The organism is Streptomyces sp. NPDC020898 (assembly GCF_044333925.1).
GTDB lineage: Bacteria > Actinomycetota > Actinomycetes > Streptomycetales > Streptomycetaceae > Streptomyces.
In genome coordinates, this window is sequence record NZ_JBIRRV010000036.1 from 22,694 (window position 1) to 40,224 (window position 17,531).

Annotated in this window: 11 protein-coding genes; 4 read left to right on the forward strand and 7 right to left on the reverse strand. The window is 70.0% G+C overall.

All coding sequences use genetic code 11. The annotated features are described in order from the left end of the window. Positions 1-63: 63 nt before the first annotated feature. The 4 genes from aepY to ACH4TV_RS47190 all read right to left on the reverse strand — a co-directional run bounded on the left by aepY (position 64) and on the right by ACH4TV_RS47190 (position 10,042). Positions 64-1,170 carry a phosphonopyruvate decarboxylase gene (aepY, locus tag ACH4TV_RS47175; protein WP_398407658.1) on the reverse strand — a complete coding sequence of 369 codons (1,107 nt, stop codon included), beginning with the start codon at positions 1,168-1,170 and terminating at the stop codon, positions 64-66. Further along, complete coding sequence (locus ACH4TV_RS47180) at positions 1,167-1,859, reverse strand: DedA family protein (RefSeq protein WP_398407659.1); 693 nt, start codon at positions 1,857-1,859, stop codon at positions 1,167-1,169. The genes aepY and ACH4TV_RS47180 overlap by 4 nt, the downstream gene beginning before the upstream one ends. Positions 1,860-1,940: 81 nt before the next feature. Further along, positions 1,941-2,978, reverse strand: coding sequence for a ketoacyl-ACP synthase III family protein (locus tag ACH4TV_RS47185; RefSeq protein ID WP_398407660.1), 1,038 nt, complete (start codon positions 2,976-2,978; stop codon positions 1,941-1,943). A 29-nt stretch (positions 2,979-3,007) separates the two neighbouring features. After that, a complete protein-coding gene (locus tag ACH4TV_RS47190) occupies positions 3,008-10,042 on the reverse strand; it encodes an SDR family NAD(P)-dependent oxidoreductase (protein ID WP_398407661.1) in 7,035 nt (2,344 codons plus the stop codon). A gap of 518 nt (positions 10,043-10,560) precedes the next feature. On the opposite strand from ACH4TV_RS47190, the gene ACH4TV_RS47195 reads away from it, so the two are divergent. After that, positions 10,561-10,746: a hypothetical protein gene (locus ACH4TV_RS47195; RefSeq protein WP_398407662.1), complete on the forward strand. Its 186-nt coding sequence runs from the start codon at positions 10,561-10,563 to the stop codon at positions 10,744-10,746. A gap of 45 nt (positions 10,747-10,791) precedes the next feature. Beyond that, positions 10,792-12,273, forward strand: a complete 1,482-nt coding sequence (locus tag ACH4TV_RS47200) for an NAD(P)-binding domain-containing protein (RefSeq protein ID WP_398407663.1) — start codon at positions 10,792-10,794, stop codon at positions 12,271-12,273. Between the two features lie 57 nt (positions 12,274-12,330). Here the strand turns inward: ACH4TV_RS47200 and ACH4TV_RS47205 are convergent, their stop codons facing one another. After that, positions 12,331-13,098, reverse strand: coding sequence for an SDR family oxidoreductase (locus ACH4TV_RS47205; RefSeq protein ID WP_398407664.1), 768 nt, complete (start codon positions 13,096-13,098; stop codon positions 12,331-12,333). Between the two features lie 85 nt (positions 13,099-13,183). On the opposite strand from ACH4TV_RS47205, the gene ACH4TV_RS47210 reads away from it, so the two are divergent. Together ACH4TV_RS47210 and ACH4TV_RS47215 are read left to right on the forward strand one after the other, a co-directional pair. Continuing rightward, positions 13,184-13,555: an ArsR/SmtB family transcription factor gene (locus tag ACH4TV_RS47210; RefSeq protein WP_398407665.1), complete on the forward strand. Its 372-nt coding sequence runs from the start codon at positions 13,184-13,186 to the stop codon at positions 13,553-13,555. An 840-nt stretch (positions 13,556-14,395) separates the two neighbouring features. Further along, positions 14,396-15,976 (forward strand): methylmalonyl-CoA mutase, encoded by a 1,581-nt coding sequence (locus tag ACH4TV_RS47215; RefSeq protein WP_398407666.1) that lies wholly within the window; start codon positions 14,396-14,398, stop codon positions 15,974-15,976. A 170-nt stretch (positions 15,977-16,146) separates the two neighbouring features. Here ACH4TV_RS47215 and ACH4TV_RS47220 read toward each other — a convergent pair whose 3' ends face one another. Beyond that, positions 16,147-17,220, reverse strand: a complete 1,074-nt coding sequence (locus ACH4TV_RS47220) for an ArsO family NAD(P)H-dependent flavin-containing monooxygenase (protein ID WP_398407667.1) — start codon at positions 17,218-17,220, stop codon at positions 16,147-16,149. Further along, the coding region (locus ACH4TV_RS47225) for a DUF2180 family protein (protein ID WP_398407668.1) at positions 17,217-17,531 on the reverse strand (315 nt) is incomplete at its 5' end. The genes ACH4TV_RS47225 and ACH4TV_RS47220, both read right to left, overlap by 4 nt.

Genomic DNA, 17,531 nt, shown 5'->3' on the forward strand with positions numbered 1-17,531 from the left:
GTGGGCGTTCTGAGGCAGCCTGCCTCCGCCGATCGGCGGAGGCAGGCTGTTTTTTCGTACGGGTCAGCTTCCTTGCAGGTTCTGCTGGAAGCGGTCGCGGATGTCCTCCGGAGTGAGTGCGTTGGTGGCACGCGGCGGGATGGCCCCGGTGCGCGGCAGGGTACGCACACTGATCAGGTGCGGTCCCGAGGCCGCCTTGGCCGCCGACATCGCCTCGCGCAGGCTCTCTTCGCTGGCGCAGTCCACCGCGCTTCGGTAGCCGGCCGCGAGTGCCGTTGCGGGGAATGAGGTGCTGGCGGAGGTGGTGGACTGGCCGCCGGTGGACTCGTGGATCTGGTTGTCGAGCACCACGTGGATGAAGTTGGCAGGTGCCTCGTGCCCGATCATCGACAGGGCGCCGAGGTGCATCAGCGCGGCGCCGTCGCCGTCCAGGACGACGACGGTCTGCTCCGGGTGGGACAGGGCGACGCCCAGGCCGAGCGAGGAAGCATGTCCCATGGAGCCCTGCATATAGAAGTTGCCGGGCCTATCGGCGACGGCGAAGACGTCACGGCCGGTGTAGCCGGTGGTGGCGATGACGGAGGCGTCGGGGCAGGCGTCGGTCACCACGCGGATGGCGGTGCTGCTGGCCAGCCCTGTGGGCACGGCGGCTTCCTGCGCCGCCGCCTTGCCGATGGCGCCGCGCTCGACCAGAACGAACGGGGCCCGCCGGTCGGCCAGGTCCTTGTCGGCGGTGTCGAGTATGTCGGTGAACCGTTCGGCGGTGTCCTGGGCGTGCAGCGTGTAGTGCGGGCTGCCCACGCTGTCGAGGAGGCGGTGGGTGGCCGGTCCCATCACGGCGTGCTGCGGCTCGTCGGTGGCCGGGTCGGGCCAGCCGCGGAGGCTGGCGAAGGTGAGGATGGGCAGCTGATAGGTCATCACCAGCGAGGTGAGCGGGTTGATGAGGTTGCCCAGGCCTGAGTTTTGCAGCATGACGTAGGCGCGTTGCCCGCCCAGGGCGGCTCCGGCGGCGACGGCCAGGGCGTTGCCCTCGTTGGGGGCGGGTACGTAGCGGCCCGGCTGGGTGCTGAGGTGGGCGATGGGCCCGCCGAAGTGAGAACAAGGCACACCGCTGGCGGTGGTGAAGCCGCGGTCGGCGAGGATGTCGCAGAACTCTTTGGCGGAGATCATGAACGGGGCAGCTCCGTTTCCGGTACGGCGGGCGTCGTGGGGACAGGCGCTGTGGCAGCCGGGGCCTGGCGGCTGCGGCGGCGCATCTTGATGCCCTCGATGATGATCGGGATGCCGGACACCAGGACGATGCCGATGACCATGCCTTCGATGTTGTCGCGGACGAAGGCGATCTGGCCGAGGTAGTACCCGACCAGGGTGAGGCTGACGGACCACAGGACGGCACCGATGACGTTGAACAGGAAGAACGTCCGGTAGTTCATACGGCCCACGCCGGCCGTGATGGGGATGAAGGTGCGGAACACGGGGATGAAGCGGGCCATCACCAGGGCCTTGGGACCGTGCTTGAGCATGAAACTCTGCGCGCGTTCGGCGTTTTCCTGCTTGAAGAAGCGGGAGTTGGGCCGCCTGAACAGTGCCGGGCCCACCTTGCGGCCGAAGGCGTAGCCGAACTGGTCGCCCAGGACTGCGGCGACGGCGATGGCGAGCATGAGCAGCCACAGCGGCTGGTGCAGGATCTGGTCGTTGGCCACCAGCAGGCCTGCGGTGAAGAGCAGGGAGTCGCCGGGCAGGAAGAAGCAGACGATCAGGCCCGACTCCGCGAAGACGGTGGCCATGATGCCCAGCAGGCCGAAGGTGGAGATGAGTTGTTCGGCGTCGAGTAAGGGTGATGAGGCGAGGTTCAGCATGGCCGGATGTCCCTGGATGGTGAGGCGGAAAAAGGAAGGGCCGGGAGCCGGTCCATAGGGGACCGGCTCCCGGGGTGCGGGCTATTGGGCCCAGTGGGGTCGGTGGTCGATGCGTACGACGGCGCAGGTGATGGAGACTCCGCCGCCGTGGGCGACGATGAGGACGTGGTCGCCGGGCCCGACCTGGCTGGTGGCGACGAGGTGGTCGAGGCCGACGATCTGGTCGTTGACGGTCAGATGGCCGAGGTTGCGGCCGAAGTCGAGCAGCCCCTGGTCGGGCGAGAGGCCCATGGGGTCGAGGATGACCTTCAGGTAGCTTTCCTGGCCGGTGAACACGTGGGCGACGCGCGTGACGTCGGCCGGTTCGAGTCCGGCTTCGGCCAGGGTGCGCAGGGCTATCTCGGTGCGCAGTTCGCCCTGGCGGCGCACGACTTCGGCGACGGTTTCCTCCAGTCCGCCGGTGGCAGCCAGGCGTTCCTTGAAGTCCATGCTGCGGCCCACCGTCAGGGACGGCGGGAAGAGCGGCTCGGCGCCCCGGTACTGCGCTTCGACCTCGGCGGTGGAGCCGGTGTTGATGGACAGCAGGCTGGCGAAGCCGTCGGTCTTGGACAGCAGGACGGCGCTGCCGGCGTCGCCGAGCACACCGTTTTGGATGCCGAAGGCCCACCGGTTGAAGTTCGGGGTGCCGACGTTGTCGGCGCCGGTGAGCAGGGCGGTGGTGCGCTCGGGGACGGCCTGGAGGTAGCAGGCGGCCAGTTCCAGCGAGCCGATCAGACCGCTGCATGCCTGCCAGACGCGGAAGGAGGGCACGTCGCGGTCGGTGATGTGGCGCAGGATGTAGTGCTGCGGCGACCAGCCCTCGGGTCCCTGCTCGTGGCCGCAGGCGTGGATGTGCAGGTCGATGTCGTGCGGGTGCGCCTGGGAACGTTCCATGGCCTGGCGTGCGGCGGCGACGGCCATGTCGGGTGCGGGCATGTCGTCGGCGACGGCGGCGCCGGTCCAGCCGTACCACTCGTAGTCGTCGGCGTCGTAGAGGCCGAGTGCGACGGCTTTTTGTGCGTCGACGATGTCGGGGATGTAGGTGCCGAGGCCGGCGATGCGGATGTCGGTGGTCTTCACGGGTAGCTCGATCCTCGTTGGTCGCTCGGTCAGGCCGGGGCGTTGGCGGAGTTGAGTTCGGTGGTCAGGGCCTGGACGACCGTGGTGACCGTGCCGTCCTTCAGCAGCTGCACCATCGGCAACTTCACCCGGTACTCCCGCTCGATCCGGTTGCGCAGCTCCACCGCCATCAGCGAATCCATGCCGAGCCGGTTCAACGGCCGACTCACATTGACCCGCTCCGGACGCAGCCCCATCACCACGGCCACCTGCTGCTTCACGAACGCCAGGACCTCTTCGCCGGCTGCGTTCGACGGTGTGCCGTTGGTGTCCGGCTGCGGCTGCTCGGGCTGGGGATCGGGGTCTTGCGGCTCGACGGTCTTCTGCGCTCGGGGCTGAGCCACGGCAGGAACGGGGGTGGCGGGAGTTGCTGGCGCGGGCGTGACATCGGGCTGCGCATTCGGGGTGCGGGTGGAGGTGAGTTCGGTGGTCAGGGCCTGGACGACCGTGGTGACCGTGCCGTCCTTCAGCAGCTGCACCATCGGCAACTTCACCCGGTACTCCCGCTCAATGCGGTTACGCAGCTCCACCGCCATCAGCGAATCCATGCCGAGCCGGTTCAACGGCCGACTCACATTGACCCGCTCCGGACGCAGCCCCATCACCACAGCCACCTGCTCCTTGACGAACACCAGGACGTCGGTGCTCGGCGTACCGGGCGCGGCCGGCGGCGAGGGTGCGGCCGGCGGTGCGACAGGTGCCGGAGCGGCGGCTTGTGGTGTGGCGGTCGGGGCCGCGGGGGTGGGCGGTTCCTCCTCGCTCCGGTCCGGTTCTTCGGCTGCGGCGGGAGCGGGTGTCGCGCTGGCCGGGGCCAGGGTGGGCTGGGCCGGATGACCGGGCGCGGTGAGGAATTGCAGCAGGGGCGCGGTGGCGGCGGCCGGGTAGGCCTGCGCCCAGGCGGGCCAGTCGGCGCGCAGGACCGCGGTGTGCAGGCGGCCTTCGCTCAGGATGTCTGCGAGCACGGCAAGTCCTGCTTCGGGGCTGAAGGAGGTCATGCCCTGGGGCAGCAGGGTGCGTTCTTCTTCCTGTTCCTTGCGGGCGACCATGCCGACGCTGTCCCAGAAGCCCCAGTTGATGACGGTCGCCGGTCGGCCCTGGGCGTGCCGGTGGTGGGCCAGGGCGTCGAGGAAGGCATTGCCGGCTGCGTAACCGCCGAGCATGGGCGAGCTGAGGAGAGCTGATCCGGAGGAGAAGAGCACGAACGCGTCCACCTCCTGGTCGTGCAGGAGGCGGTGCAGGTTCCAGGCGCCGGAGACCTTGGCGGCCAGGACCGTGTCGAGTTCGCCGGGGCTCATGTCGCTGAGCGGGGTGTAGTCGATGACGCCGGCCGCGTGGAAGACACCGCGCAGGGGCGGCAGACCATGCCGGTGACGGCCGGTCAACAGTTCTCGCATGGCCTGGTGGTCGGCGACGTCGACGGCCGCGTACTGCACGCTGACGCCGCGTTCGGCGAGTTCCTCAAGGACGGCGAGGGCCGCGGCCTGGGGATGGTCGTCGGGCAGCCGGGTCCCGGCGGCGGGCAGCGGGCTGCGACCGGTGAGCAGGAGGTGGCGTGCTCCTTGGTCGGCCAGCCACAGGGCCAGTCGGCCGCCGATGCCGCCTGCGCCCCCGGTCACCAAATAGGTGCCCTCCCCCTGTATGGCGACGGCCGGGGTACGGGCCGGCTCCGGTGCTCCTGGGGCGGTGCTGTGACTGAACGACAGGACGATCTTGCCGGTGTGGCGGGACTGAGCCATGAGCCGGAAAGCCTCGGCTGCGTTCTCGGCCGGGAACTCCGTGTGCGGCAGCGGCTGCAGATCACCTCGGTCGACCAGCGAGGCCGCGGCTCGCAGGATGCGTCCGGCTCGCTCGGGCGCGTTCTGGATCATGTGGACGACGTCGACGGCGTGGAAGGACAGGTTGCGGGCGAAGGGGCCCAGGGCCAGGGGGTTGTCGTCGAGGATGTCCCGCTTGCTCAGTTCGAGGTAGTGCCCGTAGGGCGCCATCAGGGAGAGATTGGCGGGGATGGCTTCTCCCGCCAGGGTGTTGAGGACGACGTCGAATCCGTCCTCTCCCCGGCCGGGACGGAAGGTGTCGGCGAAGTCCAGGGTGCGGGAGTCGGCGACGCGGTCCACGCCGAGCCTGGCCAGCAGTTCCCGCTTGGCGTCGCTGCCGGCGGTGGCGTAGATCCGGGCGCCCTTCCAGCGGGCTACGTTCAACGCGGCCAACCCGGTACCGCCCGTGGCGGAGTGGATGAGGATCTTGTCGCCGCGGTCGATGCGGGCGAGGTCGTGCAGAGCGTGGTACGCGGTGAGATAGGACGCGGGCAGGGTCGCGGCCTCGGCCGAGGTCAGTCGGGTCGGCTTGGGTGCGGTCAGGCAGGCACGCGTGATGGCTTCGTTGGCGAGGGCGCCTTCGGCGAAGGCGATGACCTCGTCGCCGACTGCGACGTCGCTGACCTGGCTGCCGGTCTCGGTGACGGTGCCGGCGCACTCCCAGCCGAGCGTCGGCGGCTGGTCGTCCTGCCCGGGATACATTCCCAGACTCAGCAGCACATCGCGGTAGTTGACCCCGGCGTGGGCGACCTGGATACGGACGTCGTCGGGCCCGAGGGGACGGTGCGGGGCGGCCTGGAGCTGGAGGTCGTCCAAAACGCCGGGGGCGGGCAGGGACAGGTTCTGCGATGTGCCGACGGCGGCTGGTGCGGGCCGCAGCCGAGCCGCAAAGCGGTGACCCTCGCGCAGTGCCGTCTGGTCTTCCGCGTCGGGCTGGAGCAGGAGGTTGGCCAGGGTGAAGATGCTGTCCGCGGAGCGGTCGAGGTCGACCAGCCGGGGGGTGAGGGCGGGTGATTCCGCGGCGAGGGTGCGGCCCAGGCCCCACAGCGGTGCCTGGAAGGGGTTGCGTACCGCGTCTCGGGGACTGGTGGCCTGCGCGAGCTGGGTGATCAGCCAGAGCGGCGGGTGGCCGAGGGGATGCTTGTCCAGCGCCCGCATCAGGTGCAGGACGCTGTGCCCGGCGAGGAGTTGGGTGCGGCCGATCTCGGTGGCGGTGGCGTCGAGTCCAACTTGGGCGTCCAGCGCCCACAGGTGGATGACGCCGCGGCAGGTGCCTTCGCGGGCGATGTCGGCCAGGGTGTCGTTGTAGTGGCTGGGGTTGGCGGGGTCGATGCGGTAGCGCTCCCCTGCGCCGGCCATGCGGCCCGCTGCGGCGGTGATGGCGACCACGCGCTCGCCGCGGCCGGTCAGTTCTCGGATGAGGGCGCGGCCGGTGGGGCCGCTGTCGGTCAGGACGAGCCAGAAGCCGTTCAGCTGCTCGTCGACGGCCGAGGCGCTGTGCGGGGCGGCTTCCCAGGTGAGGGAGTGCAGCCAGGATTCCTGCCCGCCGGCGGTTGCCGGCGCGGGCGGTGCGGTGGCGGTCACGGTGGTGTCCTCGCGGTGCGGTGTCAGCGGGGCGGGTGCGTGGCCGGCCAGGTACTGCAGGCGCAGGCCGCGCATCTGCGCCAGCAGTCGGCCGTCGTCGCCGCGGATGTCGATGTCGGCGCTGAAGGAGTCCTCGCGGGTGGCGGGCAGGAGGCGGGCGTGGCTGTACATGGAGGTGGCCGGCTTCTCGAAGAAGCGGACTTCGTCGATGCCGCCGAGGACGAAGACGCCTTCCTCGCCGGGCGCGGTCAGCGGGCGGGCAGCGGCCATGGAGTGGCCGCTGGCGTCCAGCAGGGCCGGATGAAAGTGGTGCTGCTCCAGGCTGTCGAGGAGTGCGGCCGGGCAGGACAGGTGGGCGAGGACTTCGCCGTCGGTGCGCCACAGTTCGTCGACGCCCTGGAAGGCTCCGTTCCACTGGTTGCCGCGCTCGGCGTTCCAGGAGTAGAAGTCGGCGGCGTCCTGATGCTCGCCGCATCGGGAGCGGATGGTCTCCAGCACGGCGGCCGGGGCTGCCGCTTCGGCGGCGAGGGGGCGGGCGGTGGCTTCGGTGTGCAGCAGCCACTCCGTACCGTCGGTGTCGGCGTCCTGGCTGTAGATGGAGCAGTGCAGGCTGCCGTCGGCGGGCGTGGCGGTGACGCGTACCCGGGGCGGGGGTGCGGAATCGTCCAGGAACAGCGCCCGGTGGTAGTGGACGTCGGCCACCGACAGGGCGTCGTCGCCCAGCATGGTGCGGGCAGCTGCGGCGACGAGTTCCAGGTGGGCGGTGCCGGGCAGGATGATCGTGTCCTGGATGCGGTGATCTTGCAGGTAGGCGTTGCGCTGGAGGTCCAGGGGGCCCTGCCAGGTCCGGGTCGTTCCCTCGGTGGCGACCTCGGTGCCCAGTAGCGGGTGCGCCGGGGCCGGGGTGGCGGCTGCTGCGGGGACGGGCGGGGCAGGGGCCTCAGGGGCGGGAGTGATCCAGTGCCGGGTTCGCTGCCAGGGGTAGGACGGCAGGGGTACGAAGCGGCCGGGCCCGGTCACGGCGTCGAAGTCGAGGGGCACGCCCGTGGTGTGCAGGGCGGCGGCGAAGGTGAGCAGGCAGGTGCGTTCGTCGTCCTGGCGGCGCAGGCTGCCGACCGCTGTGACCTCCTGGCCGTCTGTGCGTCCGGTCTCACGGATGCCGTTGACCAGCAGGGGGTGGGGGCTGACCTCGATGAACACGGTGTCGCCGAGGGCGAGTTGGCCTCGGACGGCGCCGACGAAGTCGACGGGCTGGCGGATGTTGCGTACCCAGTAGTCGGCGTCCATGGCCGAGCCGTCGATGACGTCGTTGAGCAGGGTGGAGTGCAGCGGGATGCTGCCGGCCTTCGGGGTGAGGTGCGCCAGTTCCGCCAGCAGGTCCTCGCGCAGTGCGTCCATCTGCGGGCAGTGGGAGGCAAAGTCGACGTTGACCGGCCGGTTGGTGATCTCGCGGGCGTCGAGGTCGGCCAGCACCTTGGCGAGGGCGTCTCCGTCGCCGGACAGCAGGGTGGAGGTGGGGCTGTTGATCGCGGCCACCGCGACCTGGTCCTCGTATCCGGCCAGCGCGCGGGCGGCTTCCTCGGCGGGCAGCGCGACCCACGCCATGGTGCCGCGTCCGGAGAGCCGTTTGGCGAGTCGGCTGCGGCGGCAGATGACGGAGGCGGCATCGGCCAGGCTGAGGGATCCGGCGATGTAGGCGGCGGCGGACTCGCCCATGCTGTGGCCGATGACGACGTCGGGTTCCACGCCCCAGGAGCGCCACAGCTGGGCCAGGGCGATCTCCATGGCCCACAGGGTGGGCTGGATGACGTCCAGTTCCTTGAACCGTTCCTCGTCGCCGGTGCGCAGCAGGTCGATGACCGACCATCCGGTCTCGGTCTGGATGGCCCTGTCGCACTCGCGCATGGCCTCGGCGAACACCGGTTCGGTGTCGAGGAGTTGGCGGCCCATGCCGACCCACTGGGAACCCTGCCCGGGGAAGACGAACGCGATCCTGGGGGGTGTGCTGGGGTCGGTGTAGTCGCTGAAGGACAGGCCTGGTTCGTCTTCTCCGTCGGCGAAGGCGCGCAGGACGGAGGCGGCTTCGACGTGGTTGTCGACGGGGACGGCCAGGCGGGCGTCGTGCAGGGTGCGTCGCAGGGCGGCGGAGTGGCAGATGTCGCGCAGGCTGTCAGTGGCTCCGGCACCGGTGAGGTGGTCGGCCATGCGGCGGGCGGTGTCGATGAGGGCTTCAGGGCTGAGGGCGGACAGGGTCAGCAGCTCGGTGCGTGCTGTCGGCGCCTCATGCTGGGCTTCGGCCTGGGGGGCGGGGGCTGCTTCGAGGACCAGGTGGGCGTTGGTGCCGGAGAAGCCGAAGCTGCTGACTCCGGCCACCGCAGGGCGGCCGTGGTCGGGCAGCGCGGTGGCCTCGGTGGGGATGTACAGGGGCAGTTCGTCCCAGGCCACGGCCGGATTGGGGTTTTTCAGGTGCAGGTTGGGCGGCACCTGCCCGTGTTCCAGGCACAGGACGGCTTTGATGAGTCCGGCGATGCCGGCGGCGGCCTCGGCGTGACCGATGTTGGTCTTGATGGAGCCGACCAGGCAGCGGTCGTCGGCGGAGCGGGGGCCGATCACGTCGGCGAGGGCCTGCAGTTCGACGGGGTCGCCGACGCTGGTGCCGGTGCCGTGAGCCTCGATGTAGTCGACGTCGGCGGGGTCGATGCCGGCGTTGGCGTAGGCGCGATTGAGGACGTCGCGCTGGCCCTCGACGGCGGGGGTGACGAGGTAGCCGCTGCTCTGGCCGTCGTTACCGATGGCGGAGCCGCGCAGAACGGCGCGGATGCGGTCACCGTCGGCGAGGGCCGCCTTCAGCGGCTTGAGGATGACGGCGCCGATGCCGTCGCTGCGCACGAAGCCGTCGCCGGAGGCGTCGGCGAATTTGCAGCGGCCGTCGCTCGCGAGCATGCCCGCGCCGGAGTAGACGACGCCTTCTTCCGGCAGCAGAACAATGTTCACGCCGCCGGCGATGGCCAGCCGGCACTCCCCCAGGCGCAGCGCCTGGACGGCGTTGTGCACGGCGACCAGGGCGGAGGAGCAGGCGGTGTCGACGGTGAAACTGGGCCCGCGCAGGTCGAAGGCGTAGGAGAGACGACCGGAGGTGATGGCGCGGGAGGCCGCGCCCGTCATGGCGTACAGGTCGAGCCGGTCACGCTGGTCGTACTGCAAGTGCCAGTAGTCACCGCCGAGTTGGCCGATGAATACGCCGGCGTCGGTACCGGCCAGGCGGGCGGCGGGCTGACCGGCGTCTTCGAGGGCCTCGTAGGCGGTTTCCAGCAGCAGCCGCTGCTGAGGGTCCATGCGGTCGGCCTCGCGGGGGGATATCCCGAAGAACTCGGTATCGAAGGCGTCGATGTCGCGCAGCAGGCCGCCCCACCGGCTGACAGTACGTCCGGGAGTGCGGGGCGCAGGGTCGTAGACGGCGTCGATGTCGTAGCGCTCGGCCGGGATCTCGGTGATGGCGTCGCGGCCCTCGATCAGCATGGTCCACAGCTCTTGCGGGCTGGTGGCGTCGGCGAACCTGCCGGCCATGCCGATGATGGCGATCGGTTCGCTTGCAGCGGCTACGGGAGGTGTGGGGTCGTGGGGCATGGGTGTCCTTCCGGGCATGGCGAAGCCGTTCACTGGTACGCAGCACGTGGGGACCCGTTGCGTGCACGCGGCGAGCGGGCAGCAGTGCCGGCTCGGTGGCGGGCATGCACGCAGGTGGTGTTTCGAGGGTGAAGGGGAGGATCGGCCCCGTCTCAAAGGACGGCGGCACGACGCATGGCGAATGCGTCGTGCGGTTTATGGGCCCTGGCAGCTTGTCGGCAAAGCCGCCGTTCCCCCAACGTCGTCGCGGCACACGGCAGTTGCCCTGTGCCAAACGCCCCCGCTATTTCGACATGTGTCGAGATTGGCTTGTGACGGGGCACTTCGCAACGCGCATCAAAGTGACGCTCATCACACGGAGCAGATCCCTGGCTCTAGGTTGACATTCATCGAATCAGGAAAGATCCTGGAGACTTGATTCGTCACTTGTCTATATAGGCGGTCGTGAAGTGTCCGCCGCCGCGGCGGCGGGCGAGCCGCTGACCCGCCGCGCAGAGACCCGACAGGAGCCGGTCGCTTTGAGTGAACAGACCACGTCAGCGGACACGGTCCGCGCCGAGGAGGACAGCGCGCCCAGCGCCTGCTGCGCCGCCATCGCCGACCTGCGCCTCAGAGCCGCACAGGCCGCAGCCCTTCGGGAGCAACAGGCCTCCCCCAGCCCTGAGGGCATCACGTCTTCGTCCGCTCCGGCCGACGGCGCCTGATGCCACCGGCCTTCTTACCCCCACCGTCTGAAAGGACACGACACCGTGGTTGACCACAGCCCCGAGCAGCTTCCTGTCGCCGTGATCGGAGCCGGCCCGATCGGCCTGGCCGCCGCCGCGCACCTGGCAGAGCGCGGCGTCCCCTTCATCGTCCTGGAAGCCGGCAATACACCGGCTGCGGCAGTACGGGCCTGGTCCCACGTGCATCTGTTCAGCCCCTGGGAGTACAACACCGACCCCGCCGCCCGCCGCCTGCTGGCCGAGGCCGGCTGGCAGGAACCGGACGCCTCGGAACTGCCCACCGGTGGCGACCTGGTCAAGCAGTACCTGCAGCCGCTGGCCGAACTGCCCACGGTGGCCCCGCACATCCGCTACGGCGCCACCGTCACCGCCCTCAGCCGCCTGGGCATCGACCGGCTGCGCACCGCCGGCCGCGAGGACGCCCCCTTCGTCGTCCGCTTCGGCGACGGCGAGGAGCTGCTGGCCCGCGCCGTCATCGACGCCTCCGGCACCTGGCTCCAGCCCAACTACGTGGGTGCCAACGGGCTGCCCGCGCACGGTGAGCGCGAAGCAGCCGCCTGGATCACCCACGGGCTGCCCGACGTGTTCGGCGCGGACCGCGATCAGCACGCCGGACGCCATACCGTCGTCGTCGGCGCCGGGCACTCGGCCGCCAACACCCTGCTGGCCCTCGCCGAACTGGCCGACAGCGCACCGGGCACCACCATCACCTGGGCCATCCGCGGCGGCGACCCGGCCGCTTCGTTCGGCGGCGGCAGCGACGACGAACTGCCCGCACGCGGAGCCCTCGGCTCGGGACTGAAGATGCTGGTGGACACCGGCCGCGTCACCCTCGCGGCGAACTTCCGCACCCACAGCATCCGCCGCCTGGGCAACAGCCCCGCCCACGACCAGGTCGAGCTGATCTCGCGCGGCCCGGACGGCAGCGAGCAGACCGTCACCGCCGACCGGATCGTGGCCGCCACCGGCTTCCGCCCGGACTTCAGCATCAGCGACGAACTGCGCCTGGAACTGGACCCGATCATGTCCGCGCCCCGTGCGCTGGCCCCGCTGATCGACCCCAACCAGCACTCCTGCGGCACCGTCACCCCGCACGGCTACCGCGAACTGGCCCATCCCGAGCCCGGCTACTTCGCCGTCGGCATGAAGAGCTACGGCCGCGCGCCCACGTTCCTCATGCTCACCGGCTACGAGCAGGTGCGTTCCATCGCCGCCGCCCTGGCAGGCGACCTTGAGGCTGCCCAGTCGGTGGAGCTGCAGCTCCCGGAGACAGGGGTGTGCTCGGTGACGGCCGGCGGCGAGAACCTCGCGCTGCGCCTGGGACTGAGCCAGGAGCAGCACGAGCAGCTGCTGCACGTCACCGCCAAGCACCTGGGCACCTCCTCCAGCGCCGCGGAGGCGGTCCTGTCGGCGGCCACCGAACTCGGCATCGACCACACCGCGGCACTGCAACTGGCGGCCTACGCCGCCGAGCAGTTCGACGCGCCCGGCGCCACCGGCTGCTGACCACGCACAAGAGCCGCCTCCTTCCTCGCGCGAGGTAGGGAGGCGGCCCTCGTTCCGTCAGGAGACGCGGTGCACCTTGTGCTGAGCGGCCTGCGCCCGCGGGCGCACCACCAGCAGGTCGACGTTGACGTGCGGCGGCCGGGTCACCGCCCAACTCACCACGTCGGCGATGTCGTCGGCGACCAGCGGGTCGGGAACACCCGCATAGACGGCGTCGGCCTTCTCGCTGCTGCCGCGGTAGCGATTGAGGGAGAACTCCTCGGTCTGCACCATGCCCGGCGCGATCTCGATGACCCGCAGCGGCTGTCCGCACGCCTCCAACCGCAGCGTCTGCGCCAGCACATGAGCCCCATGCTTGGCCGCGCTGTAACCGCCTCCGCCCTCGTAGCAGGTGAACGACGCAGTGGACGACAACACGACGACCACACCGTCACCGCTCGCCACCAGCAGCGGCATCAGCGACTGGGTCATGTGCAGCGCGCCGATCACGTTGACGTCGTACATGCGCTGCCAGTCGGCGGGATCCGTGTGCGCGATCTCCTCGGTCCCGTAGGCGCCGCCTGCGATGTTGACCAGCACGTCGCAGGACTCCAGCTGCCCGGCGAAGGCGGTCACGGCCTCGCGGTCGGTCACATCCAGCGGATGCACCCGGGCCGTTCCACCGTCGGCGTGAACCTGCTTGGCGACGGCCTCCAGACGGTCGGCCCGCCGCGCCGTGAGCACCACCGTGTACCCCTGGCGGGCAAGTTCCCGCGCTGTGGCTGCACCGATGCCGCTGCTGGCCCCTGTGATCACCGCTGTACGCGACTGAGTGGGCTTTGCCATCAAACGGTCCCCCCACACCCTTGATTAGACAGTCATCTAAACAGCCGATCTTGGCATCTCGGTGAACGAGTGTCAACATAGACGCATGTCGAAGCTTCAGGAGAAGGTGGCCGCACTCCCGGCCCAGCCGTGCTGCCCATCCCTGACCGAGAGGGAGCTGACGGCAGAGGAGGCCGAACTCACCGCCGCCATGTTCAAGGCGCTGGGTGACCCGGTCCGACTGCGACTGTTCTCCAAGGTGGCCTCCCACCCGGACAACGAGGCCTGCGTCTGCGACATCGCCGACGTCGGCGTCTCCCAGCCGACCGTCTCCCACCACCTCAAGAAGCTCAAGGAAGCCGGGCTGCTCGCCTCCGAACGCCGCGGGACCTGGGTCTACTACCGCGTCGAACCGTCCGTGCTCGCCGCCATGGGTCATTTGCTGACCCCTGCACCCGCCCCGGTCAAGGTGGCCTGACCCCACACACGTCTGCATGACGGCCGTTTCATCATGGCCGTCCGGCTGCCCACCGTCTGGCCGCACCCCTCTCCGGCGCGGACCGGTCCGCCCCATTGGCCGGCCCTGCGACACCCGGATCCCCTACCTGCCATCACGCGATCCGCGCGCCCCTCTCCCGCGCCTGCCCGCCGGAAGCCCGGTTCGCGGAAGCAGGGCAATCAGGCCTGCGGCGGCGCGAGAAGCGCGGCCGGGGGCGAGCCGGCCGACGACCCCCAAGCCCGTCAGGGCGACATGGCACGAGGGGCTGCTCCATCCCCGCCGGTCAGGGCGAACAAGGCCGTTGGCCTCATCGCCGATCCGCTTTCCCCGGTCGACCTCATCTCCACCCTGGCCGAGGACGCGCCGGCCCGGACCGGAAGGTGCGGACCGGGCAAGCGGACGCCGAGCCCTCGGCCTGTGCTGGCGAACCGAGAGAGGTCGCCCACCGCTACACCTGCCACTGACCGTCCGTGGGAGTTCTAGTAACTGCTGCCATCAGGGCGACGCCTGGAGACTTCCACAACGCAACGCGCACCGGACTCCACGCACCGGAGACCTCACCCGCGCCCGATCCGGGCATTGACACGCCACGGACAGCAACGCCATGCTGTCCTTAATTCGATGTTCGCCGATACAGGCCGGTCGCGGGGGATGCCCACGTACGGAGGCGGACACCTGCCCTCCGGAGCCCGCGCACATCCCCCTTCCCCTATTCATGCCGGCGGCAGAGCCGAGGCAGCGCAAGCGTTCGACGGGCGTTCAACTCACCGTGCCCGAACGCGACCAGCGCGGCATCGACCGTGGCAGAAGGAGCTTCACGTGGCGCGTGAGTCGGAGTCCGCACTGCCCATCCAACCGGTATACGGACCGGCCGCCATGGAGGACCGGGACCCGGCGGAGAAGCTGGGTGAGCCGGGTGCGCACCCGTTCACACGGGGTGTCTACGCATCCATGTACACCGGCCGGCCGTGGACGATGCGGCAGTACGTCGGTTTCGGTACGGCCGTGGAGTCCAACGCCCGCTACAAGCAGCTGATCGCGAACGGCACGACGGGCCTGTCGGTCGCCTTCGACCTGCCCACTCAGATGGGCCACGACTCCGACGCGCCCATCGCGCACGGCGAGGTCGGCAAGGTCGGCGTGGCGATCGACTCGATCGACGACATGCGGGTGCTGTTCGCCGGAATTCCGCTGGACAAGGTGTCGACGTCCATGACGATCAACGCGCCGGCCGCCCTGCTTCTCCTGCTCTACCAACTGGTGGCCGAGGAGCAGGGGGTGGAGGCCGGTCAGTTGACCGGCACGATCCAGAACGACGTGCTGAAGGAGTACATCGCGCGCGGCATGTACATCTTTCCCCCGAAGCCGTCGCTGCGTCTTGTCGGGGACACCTTCAGGTACTGCAAGGCCGAGATGCCGAAGTGGAACACCATATCGATCTCCGGCTACCACATGGCGGAGGCGGGTGCCTCGCCGACGCAGGAGATCGCGTTCACGCTCGCGGACGGCATCGAGTACGTACGCACGGCTGTGGCGGCGGGGATGGATGTCGACGATTTCGCGCCGCGGCTGTCGTTCTTCTTCGTGGCGCGTACGACGATCCTGGAGGAAGCCGCCACGTTCCGGGCGGCACACAGGATCTGGGCTCGGGTGATGAAGGACGAATTCGGCGCCAGGAACCCCAGGTCGCTGATGCTGCGGTTCCATACTCAGACGGTCGGTGTACAACTGACCGCCCAGCAGCCCGAAGTGAACCTCGTCCGCGTTGCCGCCCAAGGGCCCGCGGCGGTCTTCGGCAGCACCCAGTCCCTCCACACGAACTCCTTCGACGAAGCGATCGTCCTGCCCACGGACAAGTCGGCACGTCTGGCCCTGCGCGCTCAGCAGGTGCTGGCATACGAGACGGACGTGACCGCTACGGTCGACCCCTTCGCGGGCTCGTACGTCATGGAGAAGATGACCGACGACATCGAGGCGGCCGTCACCGAGCTGATGACGAAGGTCGAGGAAATGGGCGGCGCTGCGAGCGCCATCGAGCACGGCTTCCAGAAGAGCGCGATCGCGCGCTCGGCGTATCGGATCGCACAGGAAACATACTCGGGTGAGCGAGCCGTGGTCGGCGTCAACCGCTATCAGCTCGATGAAGAGGAACCTTACGAACCTCTCCGCGTCGATCCCTCCGTCGAAGCCCAACAGACCGAACGGATAGCGAAGCTGCGGGCCTGGCGGTGTCACGAGCGCGTGGACGCCGCCCTCATCGTGGTGCAGAAGACCGCGGCGGGCACCGCCAACGTGCTGTACCCGATGAAGGAAGCCCTTGCCGCAGGCGCGACGATCGGTGAGGTGTGCAACGCGCTGCGCAAGGTATGGGGTTCCTATGTTCCGCACGATCATTTCTGAGTACGCGGGAGCGCAGCCCAGCCCGGCTCGAAGAAGTCAGCCGTCTGACGGGGGCTCGACGCTCGCCTCGTGAGCCGATCGGCCGCTCGCCACGCCGCTCCCTGCGTCCGTGGCCACCACGGTGCGCCGCGTCGTCAGCACACTGGCCGAAGTACCTGGCCGGGTGTGCATCACTGCTCGTCGATTTTGAGGAGTTCGACGATCGCCCGGGCAGCCTCGCGGGCCGAACGGCCGACGCCGACCAGGGTGGCGGAGGCTGGGCCGGTCCAGTCGCCGTAGCCGAGCAGGTGCAGGCGCGGTTCGGCGGAGGCGCGGGTGCCGGTGGTGGGAATGTGGCCACGCACGCCGCGGAGTCGGAGGGGCGAGAGGTGGGACAGCGCGGGGCGGAAGCCGGTGCACCAGATGATGGCGTCGGCCTTGGCCCGGGTGCCGTCGGCCCACTCGACACCGTCGGGCACAAGCCGGCTGAACATCGGCGCGGTTTTCAGCAGTCCGCCTTCGCGTGCCGCTCGTACGGGCGGGACCGCGACGATGTCGCCGAGTGAGGCGACGCCACCGGTGTCCGAGCGCCCTTCGTCAAGGGCGCGGCGGCGGGCGGTGGCCGCGTCGAAGAGGGCACGGCCGTCGATGTCGTCGGCCAGGAAGCGCGGTGGGCGCCTGGTGACCCAGGTCAGCTCGGTGTCGTACGCGAGGTCCGCCGCGATCTGGGCACCGGAGTTGCCGCCCCCGACCACGATGACGCGCCGGCCCGCGAAGTCCCGGGGCGTGCGGTACTCGACGGTGTGCAGCTGCTCGCCTTCGAAGGCCCCACGACCGGGAACCGCAGGCAGGAAGGGCCGCCACCAGGTGCCGGTCGCACTGATCACGGCACGGGCGCGCCACGTTCCGGAGTCGGTCTCCACGCGCAGGAGTTGCGGTTCCCGGTGGATGCCGCGCACGCGCACGGGCCTCTCCACGGGCAGTTCGTAGCGTTTCTCGTAGTCGCGCAGGTACGCCACCACATGCCCGGCATCCGGATACTCCTCGCCCGGCTGAGCGGGCATGATCCGGCCCGGCAAAGAAGAGAAACCCGCAGGCGAGAACAGGTGCAGCGAGTCCCAGGTGTGCTGCCATGCCCCGCCCGGCGTCGCCTGGGCGTCGAGGACGACGAAGTCCACGCCCAGGCGGCGCAGGTGGTAGCCGGCGGCGAGTCCGGACTGGCCGCCGCCGACGATCACCACCTGCGTGTGCCGGGCGCCCGTCACGAGGTGCGGATGACGTTGGCGTTCTGCGGGCAGCACGCCGCGTGGGCGCGGTGCGCCGCCGCGCACGTGCCGCACAGCAGCCGCCGCACCGGCGGCTCGGTGGCCACCGGGCGGGAGACCGGCTTCGTACAGGTCAGGAACTGCTCGGAGACCTCGGAGTGAACAGGGCACACGGCCGCGCCGCACTGCGCGCAGACACCGATCGCGGCGACCTGTGCCCCGATGCCGGAGCAGTCCAGGCAGTGCATCAGCGGGCTCCCCCCACGGTGGTCAGGTCGGAGGAGGCGAACTTCCTGCGCCAGGCCAGAGCG